Origin of the sequence: Renibacterium salmoninarum ATCC 33209 (genome assembly GCF_000018885.1) — a bacterium.
Taxonomy (GTDB): domain Bacteria; phylum Actinomycetota; class Actinomycetes; order Actinomycetales; family Micrococcaceae; genus Renibacterium; species Renibacterium salmoninarum.
Map to the genome: position 1 here is coordinate 1,841,511 of NC_010168.1, position 16,646 is coordinate 1,858,156.

A 16,646-nucleotide genomic window follows, 5' to 3' on the forward strand; every position below is an offset into this window, starting at 1 on the left:
AATACCAAGTACCCATCGGCGCGAGGCTAAGTCAGAGCACCGATCGATAAACTTCAAGAGTTTGCTCAGCAATCGAGTCCCAAGAGAAGTTCGGCTCCGCTCGACGACGACCGGCCGCACCCATTTCCCGGGCACTGTTTGCATCACTCAATACCGCGTTAAGTGCCGCCGCAAATTCAGCAACAAATGCTTCGGGATCAAGCGGCGTGCCGCTGCCATCGGTCACCTGCGCCAGCGGCACCAAAAGGCCGGTCACGCCGTCGTCAACTACTTCGGGGATGCCGCCGGTGGCACTGGCGACTACGGCAGCTCCGCAGGCCATAGCTTCCAAATTCACAATGCCCAGCGGCTCGTAAATTGACGGGCAGGCGAAGACGGTGGCCTGCGAAAGCAAATGGATAAGCTCGGTGCGCGGCAACATCCGTTCAATAAGCACCACGCTGTCTTCGCCCCGCGTCGCTTTGAGCTGATCAATCAACCCAGCCACTTCGGCGGCTAGCTCAGCCGTATCCGCTGCGCCGGCACACAAGACAAGTTGTGCTTCCGGCGGCAAGAGAGCAGCAGCCCGCAACAGATAGGGCAGACCTTTCTGCCGGGTAACTCGGCCCGCCCAGAGAACGCTTGGGCGTTCGGGGTCAACGCCCAATACGCGCACTGCCTCGTGATCTTCATTTCGCTGCCAAACCTGGGTGTCCACGCCGTTGTGCACCACTTTGACCTTTGCCGGGTCCACCTTCGGGTAACAACGCAAAATATCATCGCGCATTCCGGCCGAGACCGCGATAATCGCTGCTGCAGACTCATAAGCGGTTCTTTCCGCCCAGGAGGACACCGCGTATCCCCCGCCGAGTTGCTCCGCTTTCCACGGCCTCAGTGGTTCAAGCGAATGCGCACTCAAAACATGCGGAATTCCATGCAGAAGCGAGGCCAGATGACCAGCCATATTGGCGTACCAAGTGTGTGAATGCACTACATCGGCACCGGCAATATTCGGCACGATCTCCAGGTCCACACCGAGCGTCTGTAGCGCGGGGTTCGCGTTCGCTAGCCCTGCTGGCTGCCCATACGAGCTCACCGAAGCACCATGGAATTCGGCGGGTCGTGGTGCGCCAAAGGCGTGGACGTGCAAATCTACCGACGCCGCAAGCACTCGGGACAGCTCCGCTACGTGTACTCCTGCCCCGCCGTAGATCTCAGGCGGGAATTCTTTAGTCACAATGTCAATGCGCACGCTCAAACGGTAGTGCATCTAAGCTCAGTGTCCTAGTGTGAAGATGTTCAGCGTTGATCCGGCACAGCAAAGCGGCAGGCTGAAAAACTCCATAGACGGCAGAGGGGATCTGAAATGGCGGTCACAAAGGTTTTGGCCATTGTGCTAGCTGGTGGCGAGGGCAATCGGCTGATGCCCTTGACGGCAGATCGAGCAAAACCGGCAGTACCATTCGCCGGCGGCTACCGGTTGATCGACTTTGCGTTATCCAACTTGGTCAATTCTGGTTACCGGCAAATTGTGGTCCTAACCCAGTACAAATCGCATTCACTTGACCGGCGCATCTCCGAGACCTGGCGAATGTCCACGCAGCTGGGCAACTACATTGCCTCGGTACCTGCGCAGCAGCGATTTGGTAAGAGCTGGTTCCTAGGCAGTGCGAACGCTATCTATCAGTCGCTCAATCTGATTCACGATGCGCAGCCGGACATCGTCGTCGTGGGCGCAGACCATGTGTATCGGATGGACTTCTCGCAAATGGTTGAGCAGCATATTGCTTCCGGCAAGGCAGTCACGGTGGCTGGAGTGCGGCAGCCGCTGGAACTCGCGCCGTCATTTGGCGTGATCGAAACTGATCCGGAAGATCCAACAAAGATCGCGGCATTTGTTGAGAAGCCGGCGCAAACGCAGGGGCTAGCAGAAGACCCGGAACAATTTCTCGCCTCCATGGGCAACTACGTCTTTGACACCGACGCTTTACTTGATGCGCTCCGTCACGACGCTGAGCAGCTCGACACCAAACACGATATGGGCGGCGACATCATCCCGTATCTGGTGGAACGTGGCGAAGCCGGAGTCTACGACTTCAACCACAATGACATTCCGGGCGCAACGGAGCGAGATCGATACTATTGGCGCGACGTAGGCACGATTGATTCCTACTACGACGCTCAAATGGACCTCTATCTCGCCGCTGCCGGTTTTCAATCTGTACAACTTGGAATGGCCCATCTACACCAGGCAATCAATTTCGCCGCCGGCAAAGTTGGTCCGCGGAAGCACGACGGCGGGCGTCGCCGAGGATTCGATCGTGGCCAATGGCGTGGTGATATCCGGTGGCAACGTCTCCGGCAGCGTGCTGGGGCACGATGTCTACGTGGCCGACGGCGCGATTGTCACCGATTCGGTGCTGATGGACAAGGTCTCTATTGGTCCTGGTGCTGTGGTACACAAAGCGATTCTGGACAAAAATGTCCGCATTCCGGCTGGTGCTAAAATCGGCGTCGATCCGGTTCTCGATGCTGCCCACGGCTTCAAGGTGACTGAGTCTGGAATTACCGTGCTAGCCAAGGGCCAAGAAGTACCGGACTGAGGAGTCCGGCTGAGCCGGTAAAATTGGCGGGTGAGTAATCCAGAGCAAGATTATGTACCCGTGAGCGAAGAAACTGCCGAAGCGGAATTAGCAGCAGAACAGCTAACCGCTGCGCAGATTGATACCGCCGTCGAGGTGCTCGGCGCGGTTCATCTTTTGGATGAAGAAGACCCCCGCTATGTCGCAGTGCGCCGGGCTACCGGCAAAATGTTCAAAGCGGTCAAGCGCTACCGTCGCACCAGCAAGCGCGATGCCGTCAATGCCGCAGATCAAGCAGTAATTGCGCTCACTGCTACCGCCGCGCCCGATCGGATCGATGACGAAACCCGCGGCAATAAACTTCAGTCGTCAGCAACCGGCGAAGTTGCTGGCACTTTGATTCGTCCGCGGCCTTGCTACATCTGCAAGCAGCCGTACACCCAGGTGGACTATTTCTACCACCAGCTCTGCCCAGAATGTGCGGCCTTCAACCACAGCAAACGTGATGCCCGCACGGACCTTTCCGGACGGCGTGCTCTTCTGACCGGTGGCCGAGCCAAAATTGGCATGTATATTGCGCTGAGGCTGCTGCGCGATGGTGCGCACACCACCATCACTACGCGGTTCCCGCAAGATGCAGCGCGTCGGTTCGCGGCTATGGAGGATTCTGCCGATTGGCTAGATCGGTTGGAAATTGTGGGCATTGACCTCCGCGATCCCGCCCAAGTGATGGCGCTAACTGACTCGCTCAACGAGGCCGGTCCCCTGGACATCCTGATCAATAATGCGGCACAAACAGTGCGGCGCAGCTCTGGTGCATATCAGCCGCTGATCGATGCAGAAATCGAGCCGATTAGTTCAGATCTGGCCGCCCGAATGCCTAAAATCCTGACCTTCGGCCACGCACACGATATATATCCTTTGGCTTTGGCGAGTTCGGTCAATGAACATCCAGTGCTGGCAGCCGATGCGATCACCTCGCTGGCCCTGTCTACCGGTTCTGCATCCTTGGAGCGGATCGAAGCTGGCACCGCGATCGACGCCGGCGGGTTAGTCCCTGATCAAGCTCGGATCAACTCGTGGACCCAGGTGGTCGACGAAGTCGATCCGCTGGAGATGCTTGAGGTTCAGTTATGCAACGTCACGGCGCCATTCTTGTTGGTGTCCAGGCTTCGGCCCGCAATGCGACGCTCTGCTGCGCACCGAAAGTACATTGTGAATGTCTCCGCAATGGAGGGCCAGTTCTCCCGCGCTTATAAAGGCCCAGGGCACCCGCATACCAATATGGCGAAAGCCGCGTTGAACATGATGACTCGAACCAGCTCTCAAGAGATGCTGGACACGGATGGGATTCTGATGTCCGCCGTCGACACTGGCTGGATTACCGACGAAAGACCGAACTTCACGAAAGTCCGGCTTGCCGATGAAGGCTTCCACGCCCCGCTAGATCTAGTCGATGGCGCCGCTCGCGTTTATGATCTGATCGTGATGGGCGAGGCAGGAGTGGACTTACACGGCAGCTTCTTGAAGGACTTCAAACCGAGTCCCTGGTAACGCACAATTCAAAACGCTGCACCACTTTTGGTCGCTATAAGTGCTTCATAACGACCAAAAGTGGTGCAGCGTTTGGGGTTATTGCAAGTTCCTGGTTGCGAATTAGACGAGCTGAGTGATCTGTACCCGGACGTCGAGCGCGGAGCCGCCGCCGCCCGAGAGCACGCCTTTGAGCGGAGGCACGTCTCGATAAGTCTCGACCACGCGCAACCGAAACATGTAAATCCCCAGCCGGCTTGTGATTGGTCGGGTCCCATGAACGCCATTCCCCGTCCCACCATTCCAGCCAGGCATGCGATTGTCCCGAAACAACTTGACCCATCTCAGCATCAGCTTTGGGATGGATGTACCCAGAGACGTATCGAGTAGGAATACCCAGCGAGCGCAGCGCGCCAATGCCAACATGTGCCAGGTCCTGAAAAACGCCCTTGCGCTCCAGCCAGGCCTCCTCTGCGCTGGTGTGCACCCCCGTGACGCCCTTGACGTATTCCATCTCGCCGCGCATCCACTCGAAGACCGCCATGGCGGCCCGATGCGGATCCAGTCCGACGACGGCGTCCGCGACCAAAGCCTCGACCTCGCCTCCCGTGCTACTCAAGCGAGTCTGTGGCAACCAATCGCTGAAGGCGTCCGCGGTCTTAGCCGATCGGAGTTCTGCCCAGTCCAGCACGTCGTCGTCGTTTGCCACGCGACCTGAGCGGTAGACCTCCACGGTGCTGGAAGCCGTAACCTCCAAATAGTCGTGTGGCAGCTGCATATCAAAGGCCGTGACTCGGCTGCCCCAGTAATCTCGGTAGGAGCTCACCGAGGCATGGTTTGGCGTCACTTTCAGTACCGATTCGAGAACCACCTGCTGAGGATCAGTCACCGGTGTCATTCGGGCTTCGTTATAGGACAAAGTAACCCGTTTGTTGTACTGGTAGCGAGTACTGTGTTCAATCCGCAATCGGCTCATGAGAGCTCTCCGATCCAGGCCAAATCAGCCGCTTGGTTGAAATATTTCCGGGAAATGGCATCCGATGCTTGCGAGACTGCTTTTTGCACGCGCTCCATATGTTCCGGTAGTTCGCTCATCAGATCATCTGTCCGGTGGAACTCTAAGAAGGTTCGAGCCTGGCCGACTATTCGCCGAGCGTCGTTGATAAAACCAACGCGCTGCGCTGAAGGGTCCAGTCGTGCCAGACAGTCATCGGCGTCTCGCAATGCGTAAACAATTGACCGCGGAAACAACCGGTCCAGGAGCAAGAACTCGGCGGCATGCTCATCGCTAAAGGCGGCACGCCGCGTGCACAGAAATGACTCATAGGCACCCGCGCAGCGCAACATGTTCACCCAGGACATACCAGCGGAAAGCACATCTCTGGTGGAGAGCATCCGAGCCGTCATATCTGCCCGCTCTAACGATCTACCGAGCACTAGAAACTGCCAGGATTCATCGTGGCTCACCGTGGTGTCAGCCAGCCCGCGCACCATGGCAGTGCGTTCCAGTACCCAGTTGCAGAAGCGGTACGTGCCCACCACGTCTTTTCGGTGTTGGTTCAGACCGTAATAGGTCGTGTTGAGGCTTTCCCACAAACTCGATGACACCGTCTCGCGAGCGCGGCGCGCGTTCTCGCGAGCGGCACCAAGGGATCCAGAAATTGAGGTGGCGCTGTGCCGATCGTAGGCAAGGGCGTGCAGCAATTCGTTGAGTCCGGATTCTTCTTCTTGAGCGCGTACACCCATCACGGCCAGTAACTCTTGGGCAACGCTGCGTTGCTCATCAGCCGGCATATGGTTTAGCCGCTCCAAGTGGACGTCCAAAATTCGTGCCGTACCGTCGGCTCGCTCGACATAGCGTCCGATCCAAAAGAGTGACTCGGCAATTCGACTAAGCATTCCGGCCTCCTCGGGCAACTCTCCGCGTGTTAGTAGCTATTTGTTGGGCACCGGGCTTGGTCATTGGTCCGCCTGCCGATCTTGCCAGTTTGATTCAATGGGCCATACTGAAACTCGCTCACGAACAGCGGTAGCCCGTGGTACCCGCTCGAAGGGTTCTACCGGCGAATCCGAAAGCACCCAGGTATCTTTTGAACCGCCGCCTTGCGATGAGTTGACGATCAAGGATCCCTCCTTGAGCGCCACTCTGGTCAGACCACCGGGCAATACCCAGATGTCCTCGCCGTCGTTGATGGCAAATGGCCGCAAGTCAACGTGTCTTGGGCCAAAGCGGTCGCCGGAAAGTGTTGGCACAGTGGACAGTTGCAAAACTGGTTGCGCAATCCAGCCGCGCGGGTCAGCCAAAATTCGTTTCCGCAAAGCAGCCAGTTCAGCAGCCGAAGCGTCCGGACCAATAACTAGCCCTTTACCTCCGGACCCGTCCACTGGTTTGACGACAAGCTCATCTAGCCTGTCCAGCACCTGCTCGCGAGCTTCCGGCTCCTCAAGTCGGAAGGTGTCTACATTGGCAATAACCGGTTCCTCGCCAAGGTAGTACCGAATGAGATTAGGCAGGTAGGAATAGACCAACTTGTCATCCGCCACACCGTTACCCACCGCATTGGCAATCGTGACCCCGCCAGCACGCGCAGCATTGACCAGCCCTGGACAACCCAGCATTGAGTCCGAGCGAAATTGCAATGGATCCAAAAACTCGTCATCGATTCGCTTATAAATCACATCTACTCGTTGTTCACCAGCAGTAGTTCGCATGTAGACCCGGTTACCACGGCAAATGAGGTCCCGCCCTTCGACCAGCTCCACGCCCATCAAGCCGGCCAACAAGGTGTGCTCAAAATAGGCGCTGTTTAACACTCCAGGAGTCAGGACGACGACGGTTGGGTCGTCAACGCCTTGCGGTGCGGTTTTACGCAAAGCTGAAAGCAAGCGGCGCGGGTACTCTTCAACCGGGCGGATCTTCTGCTGACCAAACGCTTCCGGAAGGCCTTTGGCCATTGCTCGACGATTTTCTAGCACGTAAGAGACCCCGCTGGGCACCCGAACGTTATCTTCGAGTACTCGAAAGGTGCCGGCCTGATCTCGGATCACATCGATGCCGGAGACATGCACCCGCACTCCCCCTGCCGGAGTGAATCCGGCAACTTGCCGATGAAAATGTGCGCTCGTAGTAATCAAGGATCGCGGCACCACGCCGTCCGAAACCATGTTCATTTTGTCGTACACATCGTTCAAAAAAGCTTCAAATGTGCGAACCCGTTGAGCGACGCCCTTTTCCAGTACGGACCATTCCTCCGCGCCGATGACTCTGGGCACAATGTCGAGCGGAAACGGCCGCTCCTAGCCGGCGTAATCAAAGGTGACTCCACGGTCCAAGAAGGTTCTTGCCATCGAATCTGCCCGGGCACTGACGTCGGCGAGCGTCAGTTCATTGAGCGCATGCCCAATTTGACGATACGAATCTCGCGGACGCACCTCGGGTGTGAACATCTCGTCGAATGCGCCACTTCGGGCAATGGCGGCTTCATAATCTTGGAACAACTCGGCTGACATGGGATTACCTTGCCACCTTTTGCCGCCGAAATCAGCATCGGCACGTCGGCGACAGCTCATGTGCCCAATATGACTAGAGTGGAACAGTGCCTCGCTCCGCCCAAGCTTTTGCCGACTCTGCCCGTGCGCTCGCCCCTGGAATCCTCGCGAGCTTTGCCGTCGTCGTTCTAGCGTTGGCCGTGCATTGGCTTATTCCAGCGCTTCCAGCCATGACCGTTGCCGTGGTGCTCGGTATCTTGGCGGCGAATTTACCCGGCTTATCAGTACCGTTTTTTGGCATTCTTCGCCCCGGCCTCAACGCCGCTGGCAAACATCTCATGCGCGCTGGCATTGTTTTCTTGGGCCTGAAACTAGTTCTCAGCGATCTTTTGGGCCTGGGTTGGCGGACCGTTGCGATTATCGTCGGGCTGGTGGTGATTTGTTTTGCCGGTACTTGGGCTTTGGGCAAGCTTTGCCGGCTGCCCGGCGATGCACCGTTGTTGATCGCCACCGGATTTTCGATCTGTGGTGCCTCGGCTATCGGTGCCATGGCGGCAGTCCGTGGCACTAAACAACGCGATACCGTGCTTCCGATCGCCCTAGTGACCCTCTGCGGCACGCTAGCTATTGGCGCACTTCCGTTGCTTATAGGCCCGTTGGGTCTGACGCCGCTGCAATTTGGCCAATGGACCGGAGCCTCAGTTCACGACGTCGGCCAGGTAGTGGCTGCCGCGCAAACAGCGGGTGCTGGTGCACTTGCGGCCGCGATCGTTATCAAGCTGACCAGGGTAATTTTGCTGGCACCGATGATTGCCGCTGCATCATTGCTTGAACGACGGCGTCAACCAGGGACGGATACCGCGCGAACGGGGAAATTTCCGCCGATTGTCCCGTTGTTCGTCGTCGGATTTTTGGCGATGATCGTGCTAGGCAGCACCGGCTGGCTCAGCCCGTCAATGTTGGAAATTGGCTCCGTATTACAAGACATCGTCTTAGGTGCAGCGCTCTTTGGTCTCGGATCGGCCGTGCGAGTACGGGAACTGCTCGCGGCCGGAGTCCGAGCAGCGGCAATGGCTCTGGTCTCTTGGCTGCTTATTGCCGGGCTGGGCTTGGCCGCAGTGCATCTGATGGCGAGCTGAACATTCCGACTATTTCGGTTTAGCGACCGCGCGGATTGTCGCTGTGACCGGGGTCTCGTGATTAGATGTCCTGGTGCCTGAATTCACCTCCCAAGCCCTTGAATCTGAGCCGAGCCGAAGCCGCTGACCGCGCTAGGACCGTGCAAGGACCGTGCAAGGACCGTGCAAGGACCGTGCAAGCCCACGACTACCACGTCACCGTGGATCTGCGGAACGCTATCGATGCTCCGCAACTTGGCTTCACCGCCCAGTCCATCATCACCTTCAGCGCTCAGCCGGAGACTTCGACCTTCCTAGACTTTGTTGGTCAGTCGGTGCAGCGAGTGAATTTGAATGGTCGAGACCTGCCGGTCTCCTATCAAGGGGCTCGGATCGAATTGCCCAGCCTGCAGGCTGAAAATCAGGTTATTGTCACCGCTACCGCTGACTACTCGCGCAGCGGTGAAGGCTTGCACCGCTATCAGGACCCAGAAGATGGCAAGCTCTATCTCTACACCCAGTATGAACCTGCTGATGCACGCCGAGTCTTTGCGAATTTCGAGCAACCTGATCTTAAGGCGAGATACCGCTTCGAAGTGATCGCACCGTCATCTTGGCTCGTTGCTTCTAACGGAGCCGAAGAATCAGTTGTTGCTCTGGAGAGCGCTGCTGAGCTAAGCCGTTGGACCTTCGCGCAAACTGAGCCAATTTCCATCTACATCACCTGCATCTTGGCCGGCGAATACACCCGGTTAGAATCGCATTGGTCCGGCGCCGTCGAGGTTCCGCTCGCTGCCTATTGCCGGACGTCGATGGCAAGCAGTTTCGACGCGGATGCCGTTTTTGATTTGACCCGAAAAGGACTGGATTACTTTCACACCCAGTTCGAGTACCCGTACCCGTTTGGCAAATACGATCAGGCTTTTGTCCCGGAGTACAACCTGGGCGCGATGGAAAACCCCGGCCTAGTCACCTTCACCGACGCCTATGTCTTTACTTCGCGAGCAACCGATATTCAGTACCAGCAACGAGCCAACACCTTGATGCACGAGATGGCAAACATGTGGTTTGGTGATTTGGTCACCATGCGCTGGTGGGACGATCTGTGGTTGAAAGAGTCCTTTGCCGATTACATGGGCACGCTAGCGGTAGCTGAGGCCACTGATTGGGGCGAAGCCTCCTGGGTCAGCTTCGCCAATCGCCGCAAAGCCTGGGCTTATGTCCAGGATCAATTGCCCAGCACGCATCCGATTGTTGCCGACATCGTCGATTTGGAGGCCGCAAAGCAAAACTTTGACGGCATCACCTATGCCAAAGGCGCCTCGGTGCTCAAACAGCTGGTGGCCTGTGTTGGCCCAGAAGCGTTCTTCGCAGCGGCACGGCAATACTTCAAAAAACGCCTTTGGTAACACCACCCTGGATGACTTCCTCCGCGTTTTGAGCTCGGCCTCCGGACGAGACATGGATGCTTGGGCAGCGGCCTGGCTGCAAACATCGGGTATCTCCACGCTTAGCGCCTCGGTGCAGACCGCCGACGGGCACTACAGCGCGGTCACGTTGCATCAGGATGCGGCCGACCCGGTAAGTGGCAAAGTCTCACTGAGACCACATTTATTGCGTCTAGGCCTTTACGCCACAACAGCCTCCGGTGCGCTAGAGCGGACCGGCTCAGTTGACGTCGATCTCTCCGGCGAATCGGTTGAGGTATCTGCGCTCGTTGGTGTCCAGCAGCCTGAACTATTGCTGCCGAATGATGAAGATCTCAGCTACGTCAGAGTTCGTTTCGATGAGCACTCTTTACGCACCGTGTTGACTTCGCTTGACCGAATAACGGACCCGCTAGCTAGGGCCCTGTGCTGGTCATCGCTTTGGAATATGACCCGGGACGCCGTGCTCTCCGCCGATGACTACGTCACGGCAATCTGCCGCTTCACGCCGGGCGAAACCGAAGACGGCGTGCTGGCGACACTCCTAGAAACCGCGCGCACCGCGGTGAATTCGTATACGCCAGTGGCTCAGCGCGATGAACTGCGCAAAAAGCTCCTCGAAACGGTCTCGGAACAACTGCAGACTGCCTCAGCCGGATCGGACGTGAAACTTGCCTGGGCTCGAAGCTTCGCAGTTCTGAGCCGAGCAACGTCCGAGCGCAATGAACTGTTGCGAGCAACGCTGCAAGGATCAGGTCCGGCGGGCCTGAGCATCGACTCAGACTTGCGGTGGCGGATCCTGCAAGCACTGGCCGCGAACGGCTCCGCTGATTTGGCTGAGCTCGACGCAGAGCTAGCGAAAGACCAGAGTTCGACGGCGGCCATTGGCCACCGATGCGCGGTAGCGGCCCAGCCCGAGGCCGGTGTGAAAGCGGCTGCTTGGCAACAAGTTGTGGACGCTGATGATCTTTCGAACGCGCAGATTACCGCGACAATCGAAGGATTCCGAGCTGGCTCCGATGCGCTGCTCGCCACGTACCAGGCGAAGTATTTCTCGGTGCTGGAGTCAGTCTGGGCAAGCCGGAGTATTGATATCCAGCCGAATCGTGCGCGGACTCTTCCCCAGTCAAGACGCGGAACCAGGATTAGCGCTCGAAAAGCACCACGTCGTAGTGCTAGCTACTGACTGACTGACCGCCCATCCTGAGGCTCCGGCTGCACTGCGCCGGATCCTGATCGAGTCACTTGACGGGCTTCAGCGAGCACTGCGGGCCCAACTCGCCTGAGCAGAAATACCTGAGCAGAAAAGTTAAGCGCTGATATTCTCGCGGTATGACGGTCAGATTGCATCGCAGTACCAAACTGTCCGAAGTCGCGGAGTACGCCTATGCGGCATCGACCGAAAGCTCTCGACTGGTGTTCACCGCTGGAGCTTGTCCGCTAGATCCTGACGGCACCGTGCCCGAATTTGATGTCAGCGAACAAGCTGCCTTGTGCATGAAAAATCTGTCGCTTGCGTTGGCCGCTGCTGGCTCGGACTTAGCGTCAGTACTCAAAACGACGGTTTTCGTGGCCAGCAACAACCTGGCAGATTTAGTCGCGGCCTGGACCGAAGTTCGCTCCGCTATGGGCTCGTACGATGCGCCAAGCACGTTGCTTGGTGTGACAATCTTGGGCTACCAAAACCAGCTCGTCGAGGTAGAAGCTGTGGCGCTTGGACAGCGAGTTGAATCGGCTTAGCTAAGCCCGCGTAGTGCTTCGTCTTCGGTGCTGCCGCCATTGCGAATACTGCTCGGTTCGGATGCCCTTGGCGGAGCACGCGCACGGCTAGAACGGATGCACGGCGAAATTGAATCGAACGCGGCACTGAGTACCAGCGTCGATCATGACTTGCTGTCGATCATGGCTGGCCTAGGGAACGCGATACATCCAGCGGTCAGTGTAGAACTTTGCGGTAACTAAATCATTTGCCGCATCGATATCTGCTGCGGAAAGGGATACTCGCTTAGCGGTATGGAGCTCCTCGAAAGTGGTCATCATAGTGTCGATGATGGCCTCTCGAGCCAATCCAGTTTGCCGTCTCAGCGGGTCTACCCGCTTTTTCGCCGAAGCGATGCCCTTGTCAGAGAGCTTTTCTCTGCCAATCCGCAGCACCTGAGTCATTTTGTCCGCATCGATGTCATAGGACATCGATGCGTGGTGCAACATGCCACCATTGCTAAACCGCTTTTGCGCTGCGCCGCCGATTTTTCCTTGATCCGTAGCAATATCGTTAAGCGGCACATAGTGTGCAGAAATACCGAGTTTGGCCAAACTTGCCATCACCCAGCTGTCCAAAAACGGGTAAGAATCAGCAAAGCTCAGGCCGTCAACCAGGCTTTGCGGCACATAAAGCGAGTAGGTAATCGCGTTGCCGGGTTCCATAAACATCGCGCCGCCACCGCTAATTCGACGCACCACGGTGACACCGAAGCGTTCCGCACCTTCGGCGTCGACCTCGTTGCGCACCGACTGGAAGCTGCCAATAACCACCGACGGCGCCTGCCACTCCCAGAACCGCAGCGTAGGTTTGCGCAGGCCCGCACCGACTTGTCTGGTGAGGACCTCGTCCATCGCCACATGCTGATAGGTGTCCAGCGGGGTTGGCGGAATGATCTCGAATTCGTGATCTGCCCAGGTGGTGGCCTTCTTCAGTGCGCGACGTACCGCCACGGCAACTGCCTCGGCCGAAAAGCCGAACAACACGGCATCTGGACGCAAACCACCGCCTACGGCAGCTGCCAATTCTCGGGCAGAAGTTTCCACTGATAGTCCGGTCAAGGCGGCATTGATTTCATCAAGCGCCTCATCTGGCTCCAAGAAGAAATCACCATTGATCGACACTCCCTGCAGAACCCCGTCGGAGACCTCTAAATCAGCAACGACAAGTTTTCCGCCCGGTACCTTGTCCTCACCATGGAAGGTCGCCATTTCAGCCAATCAAGACTCCTTCTGAGCCGCAATACGCCGTTCAAATCTCAAATCTAGCTTAGTGCGTTCAAGCACCTAACTCGCACCCGCGGAGACCCTCTCAAGCCAATCGAAAGGGCCGGAACACCATCTGGTGTTCCGGCCCTTTCGATTGGCTTGAGAAGAATTACTTCTTGCCGAAGCCTTTGAAGCGTGCGTTGAAGCGCTCGACGCGGCCAGCGCTGTCCATGATGCGCTGCTTGCCGGTGTAGAACGGGTGGCTCTCGGAGGAGATTTCGACGTCGATGACCGGGTAAGTCTTGCCGTCTTCCCATTCGATGGTCTTGTCAGAGGAGACCGTCGAGCGAGTGAGGAACTTGGCGCCAGAGGCCAAATCGTTGAAGACAACTGCTTCGTACTTCGGGTGGATATCGCTTTTCACGTTTATGCCTTATTCTAGGGTGGGCCTGGATTTTGCCAGCCCCGGTGCTACACGGATAGGAGTTGCTGCCAGATTCTGAGGTGTTCACGACACGTCAAAACCGCACAGACCAACAATCAAGCTTACCGTGCTTGACGCCAAATGGTGAATTCGCTGTCGAACAGCTTGTTAGGCGCGCGCCTTCAGCGCCGCGAGTGCCTGATCCGCGTGCCCGTTCATATCCGTTTCACTGGAAATCACATCCAGCACTCGAAAATCGCTATCAATCACAAAGGTGGCCCGTTTGACCGGCAAGGCCTTGGCAAGTAGGTAACGCTTGACACCGAAAGCCTCCGCCACTTCACCTTCGGCATCCGAGAGTAGCAGATACTCAGTGTTAGTTTTCTGCGCAAATTCGGCTTGGCGCTCCACGCTATCCCGGCTAATACCAACCTGTTGCGCACCCTGGGCTTTGAACTCCGCGTCGATATCCCGGAAGTGACAAACCTCTTTGGTGCAGCCGCCACTCATTGCGACCGGATAAAAGAAAAGCACCACCGGTCCGTTGGCCAGCAATGAGCTCAATTTTCGCAGTTCACCGGTTTGATCGGGCAGTTCAAAGTCTTGGACTAGATCACCTTTGCGCATGGGCACAGACTACCGCGAGGCGCTGTGCACGCGCTGAGCTTCAGATCTAACCGCCCAGAACGCTACCGCCGAGGCCGCCGCCACGTTCAGCGAATCCACACCGCCGCTCATCGGGATCATCACCGTTTGGTCGACTTCGGCGAGTACCGGCGCGCTCGGCCCCTCCCCCTCAGTACCCAAAATCAGCGCTAATCGCTCAGGCAGCTTAGTTGCGAGCTCATCCAGGGTCATCGAATCTTGTTCCAAAGCCAGTGCAACTGTGCTGAAACCCGCACTCTTCAGCTTTGACAAGTCTTCGGGCCATTGCGTCAACCGCGCCCACGGGACTTGAAAGACAGCCCCCATGCTGACTCTGATACTTCGTCGGTACAACGGGTCGGCGCAACGCGGCGAAATCAGTACCGCATCAATTTCCAAAGCCGCTGCCGAGCGAAAAATCGCGCCCAGGTTAGTGTGATCAACAATGTCTTCCAGCACTGCCACTCTGCGTGCACCGGACAATAGGCTGACAAAGTCAATTGGCTCGGGTCGGTTCATCGCGGCTAAGGCGCCACGGTGCAAATGAAATCCGGTGATCTCTTCTAGCACCGCATCTGAACCGCAATAGACCGGAATATCCGGATACGCCTCGAAGACATCGGCCAAACTTTCCAGCCATTTTTCTGCCATAAAAAACGACCGCGGCTGGTGCCCGGTAGCTAGCGCACGCCGAAGAACTTTCGAGCTCTCTGCGATGTATAAGCCCTGCTCAGCTTCTACACTGCGACGCAGCTGAGTGTCGGTGAGCTTGCTGTAATCTTTGACCCGCTCATCAGCAGCACTCGATAGCTGAATGATCATGCTCAACCCCTTAGGCCCAGCCCAGCAGCTTGCCGACCATAAAGTAGAGCGCCACTACACCAAGCAGCACGATGAAAGCACGCAGCACAATCGGTTTGAGTTTCCGGCCAACCTTGGAACCGATGTAGCCACCGATCAACGAAGAAACCGCGATCACGGCAACTACCGGCCAGGCGATTCGATCAAAAGCAAAAATTCAGATAAGACAGCGCTGCGACGACATTCACGCCGAGGACTAAGACGTTCTTCATCGCGTTGGCTGCTTGCATGGTGCCGCTGAGCAAGATGCCGAAAATGGCCACCAGTAAGATGCCTTGCGCGGCGACGAAATAACCGCCGTAAATGCCAACCAGAAAAACCAGCACGGTCAAGAGTACTGAGTGGCTCTTAGCTTTACTCTCGGGGGGGGTCTTCGCGGCCTCTCGGCGGGCGGCCATCCAACGCTGTAGCTTTGGCTGGAAAATCACCATGATCAGCGCCACAACAATCAGAATCGGTGCTACAACGGCGAAAACGCTCGCCGGTAAATGTAGCAACAGCCAGGCGCCAATAATGCCGCCCAGCATCGAAGCCGGAAGCAGCTTCAGTACCTGGCCGCCAAGTCCTTTGAGTTCTTTTCGGTAACCCCAGGCCCCAGAAGCGTTGCCCGCCACTAGCCCAGTGGCATTGGAGATCGAAGCCGTCACCGGTAGGTAGCCTAGGGCGACCAAAACCGGAAACGTCACCAAGGTGCCCGAACCGACAACGGTATTGATCGTGCCAGCCCACAACCCGGCCAGCGCGATGATCGCGCCATGCCAAAATTCCACTGCGAGGTCAGCTCTGTCGAGCGACGGCGCTATACCGACCGTCTTGGCGGCTAATCGTCAAAGGTAGCCCAAAGGTTGCAGATAAGTGTTCTTCAGTCAGTACCTCTGCCACCGGTCCCTGCGCAACCACGCCGCCGTCGCGCATCAACATCGCATGGGTGAAGCCCGGCGGTACCTCTTCGAGGTGATGGGTAACCAAAACCATTGCCGGAGCGTCTTCATCATGCGCAAGCAGGCTAAGCCGGCGTAACAAATCCTCCCGGCCAGCAAGATCCAGTCCGGCGGCCGGTTCATCCAAAAGTAATAATTCCGGGTCCGTCATGAGCGCCCGGGCGATCTGTACCCGTTTGCGCTCACCTTCGCTCAAGGAAGAAAACGGTCGGTTGAGGAAAGTGGACATCCCCCAGGCATTCAAAAGCCCAAAGGCCCGTCGTTCGTCATCGCGCTCATAGTTCTCGCGCCAGCGACCCGTCACGCCATATGCCGCGGTGACCACCACGTTGAGCACCTTCTCGTGTTCTGGAATCTGCTTGGCCAAAGCAGCGGAGGCTAGGCCGATCCGGGGACGCAATTCAAAGACGTCAACGGTCCCAAGCACTTCATCGAGGATGCCTGCAACGCCGGACGTCGGGTGGATCCTGGCGCCCGCTATCTGCAAAAGCGTCGTTTTGCCGGCGCCGTTGGGGCCCAAAACCACCCATCGTTCGCCTTCTTTGATGCGCCAAGAAACATCATCCAATAAGGTCGTTTTGCCGCGTACAACCCGCACGGAAGCCAATTCGAGAACATCACCCATAACCATGACATTAGGCCACTTCATACATCGAACGCGAACCGTACTGCTCAGTAGA

At 57.2% G+C, this 16,646-nt stretch carries 10 protein-coding genes and 5 pseudogenes; 5 read left to right on the forward strand and 10 right to left on the reverse strand.

All coding sequences use genetic code 11. The annotated features are described in order from the left end of the window. Positions 1 to 31: 31 nt before the first annotated feature. The gene (gene glgA, locus RSAL33209_RS09190; protein ID WP_041685514.1) at positions 32 to 1,231 is read right to left on the reverse strand and encodes a glycogen synthase; all 1,200 of its coding nucleotides are present in this window, start codon (positions 1,229 to 1,231) and stop codon (positions 32 to 34) included. A gap of 114 nt (positions 1,232 to 1,345) precedes the next feature. Between glgA and glgC the strand changes: the two are divergent. Together glgC and RSAL33209_RS09200 are read left to right on the forward strand one after the other, a co-directional pair. Further along, positions 1,346 to 2,582: pseudogene (glgC, locus tag RSAL33209_RS09195) on the forward strand (glucose-1-phosphate adenylyltransferase). Between the two features lie 117 nt (positions 2,583 to 2,699). Continuing rightward, positions 2,700 to 4,115: an SDR family NAD(P)-dependent oxidoreductase gene (locus tag RSAL33209_RS09200; protein WP_411740998.1), complete on the forward strand. Its 1,416-nt coding sequence runs from the start codon at positions 2,700 to 2,702 to the stop codon at positions 4,113 to 4,115. Between the two features lie 102 nt (positions 4,116 to 4,217). Here RSAL33209_RS09200 and RSAL33209_RS09205 read toward each other — a convergent pair. The 3 genes and pseudogenes from RSAL33209_RS09205 to RSAL33209_RS09215 all read right to left on the reverse strand — a co-directional run bounded on the left by RSAL33209_RS09205 (position 4,218) and on the right by RSAL33209_RS09215 (position 7,604). Further along, positions 4,218 to 5,070, reverse strand: a pseudogene (locus RSAL33209_RS09205) (transglutaminase family protein). After that, the gene (locus RSAL33209_RS09210; protein ID WP_041684635.1) at positions 5,067 to 5,993 is read right to left on the reverse strand and encodes an alpha-E domain-containing protein; all 927 of its coding nucleotides are present in this window, start codon (positions 5,991 to 5,993) and stop codon (positions 5,067 to 5,069) included. Before RSAL33209_RS09210 ends, RSAL33209_RS09205 begins: the two are co-directional and overlap by 4 nt. A gap of 60 nt (positions 5,994 to 6,053) precedes the next feature. After that, a pseudogene (locus tag RSAL33209_RS09215) lies at positions 6,054 to 7,604 on the reverse strand (circularly permuted type 2 ATP-grasp protein). Positions 7,605 to 7,690: 86 nt separating this feature from the next. On the opposite strand from RSAL33209_RS09215, the gene RSAL33209_RS09220 reads away from it, so the two are divergent. The 3 genes and pseudogenes from RSAL33209_RS09220 (at position 7,691) to RSAL33209_RS09230 (ending at position 11,868) form a co-directional block, all read left to right on the forward strand. Beyond that, entirely contained in the window at positions 7,691 to 8,722 is a 1,032-nt protein-coding gene (locus RSAL33209_RS09220) for a YeiH family protein (RefSeq protein ID WP_012245488.1), read from the forward strand. A 65-nt stretch (positions 8,723 to 8,787) separates the two neighbouring features. After that, positions 8,788 to 11,414 (forward strand): annotated as a pseudogene (gene pepN / locus RSAL33209_RS20040) (aminopeptidase N). Between the two features lie 46 nt (positions 11,415 to 11,460). Then, complete coding sequence (locus RSAL33209_RS09230; RefSeq protein ID WP_012245491.1) at positions 11,461 to 11,868, forward strand: RidA family protein; 408 nt, start codon at positions 11,461 to 11,463, stop codon at positions 11,866 to 11,868. 171 nt (positions 11,869 to 12,039) lie between these two features. Here the strand turns inward: RSAL33209_RS09230 and lplAB are convergent, their stop codons facing one another. The 6 genes and pseudogenes from lplAB to RSAL33209_RS09260 all read right to left on the reverse strand — a co-directional run bounded on the left by lplAB (position 12,040) and on the right by RSAL33209_RS09260 (position 16,591). Beyond that, a complete protein-coding gene (gene lplAB, locus RSAL33209_RS09235; protein ID WP_049759086.1) occupies positions 12,040 to 13,098 on the reverse strand; it encodes a lipoate-protein ligase LplAB in 1,059 nt (352 codons plus the stop codon). A 166-nt stretch (positions 13,099 to 13,264) separates the two neighbouring features. Next, positions 13,265 to 13,519: a type B 50S ribosomal protein L31 gene (locus RSAL33209_RS09240; protein ID WP_012245493.1), complete on the reverse strand. Its 255-nt coding sequence runs from the start codon at positions 13,517 to 13,519 to the stop codon at positions 13,265 to 13,267. A gap of 168 nt (positions 13,520 to 13,687) precedes the next feature. Beyond that, positions 13,688 to 14,146 (reverse strand): peroxiredoxin, encoded by a 459-nt coding sequence (locus RSAL33209_RS09245; RefSeq protein WP_041684636.1) that lies wholly within the window; start codon positions 14,144 to 14,146, stop codon positions 13,688 to 13,690. 9 nt (positions 14,147 to 14,155) lie between these two features. After that, positions 14,156 to 14,986, reverse strand: a complete 831-nt coding sequence (locus tag RSAL33209_RS09250; RefSeq protein WP_041684637.1) for a TrmH family RNA methyltransferase — start codon at positions 14,984 to 14,986, stop codon at positions 14,156 to 14,158. Between the two features lie 10 nt (positions 14,987 to 14,996). Next, positions 14,997 to 15,795: pseudogene (locus RSAL33209_RS09255) on the reverse strand (sulfite exporter TauE/SafE family protein). Between the two features lie 7 nt (positions 15,796 to 15,802). Next, a complete protein-coding gene (locus RSAL33209_RS09260) occupies positions 15,803 to 16,591 on the reverse strand; it encodes an ABC transporter ATP-binding protein (RefSeq protein WP_041684638.1) in 789 nt (262 codons plus the stop codon). Between the last annotated feature and the right edge of the window lie 55 nt (positions 16,592 to 16,646).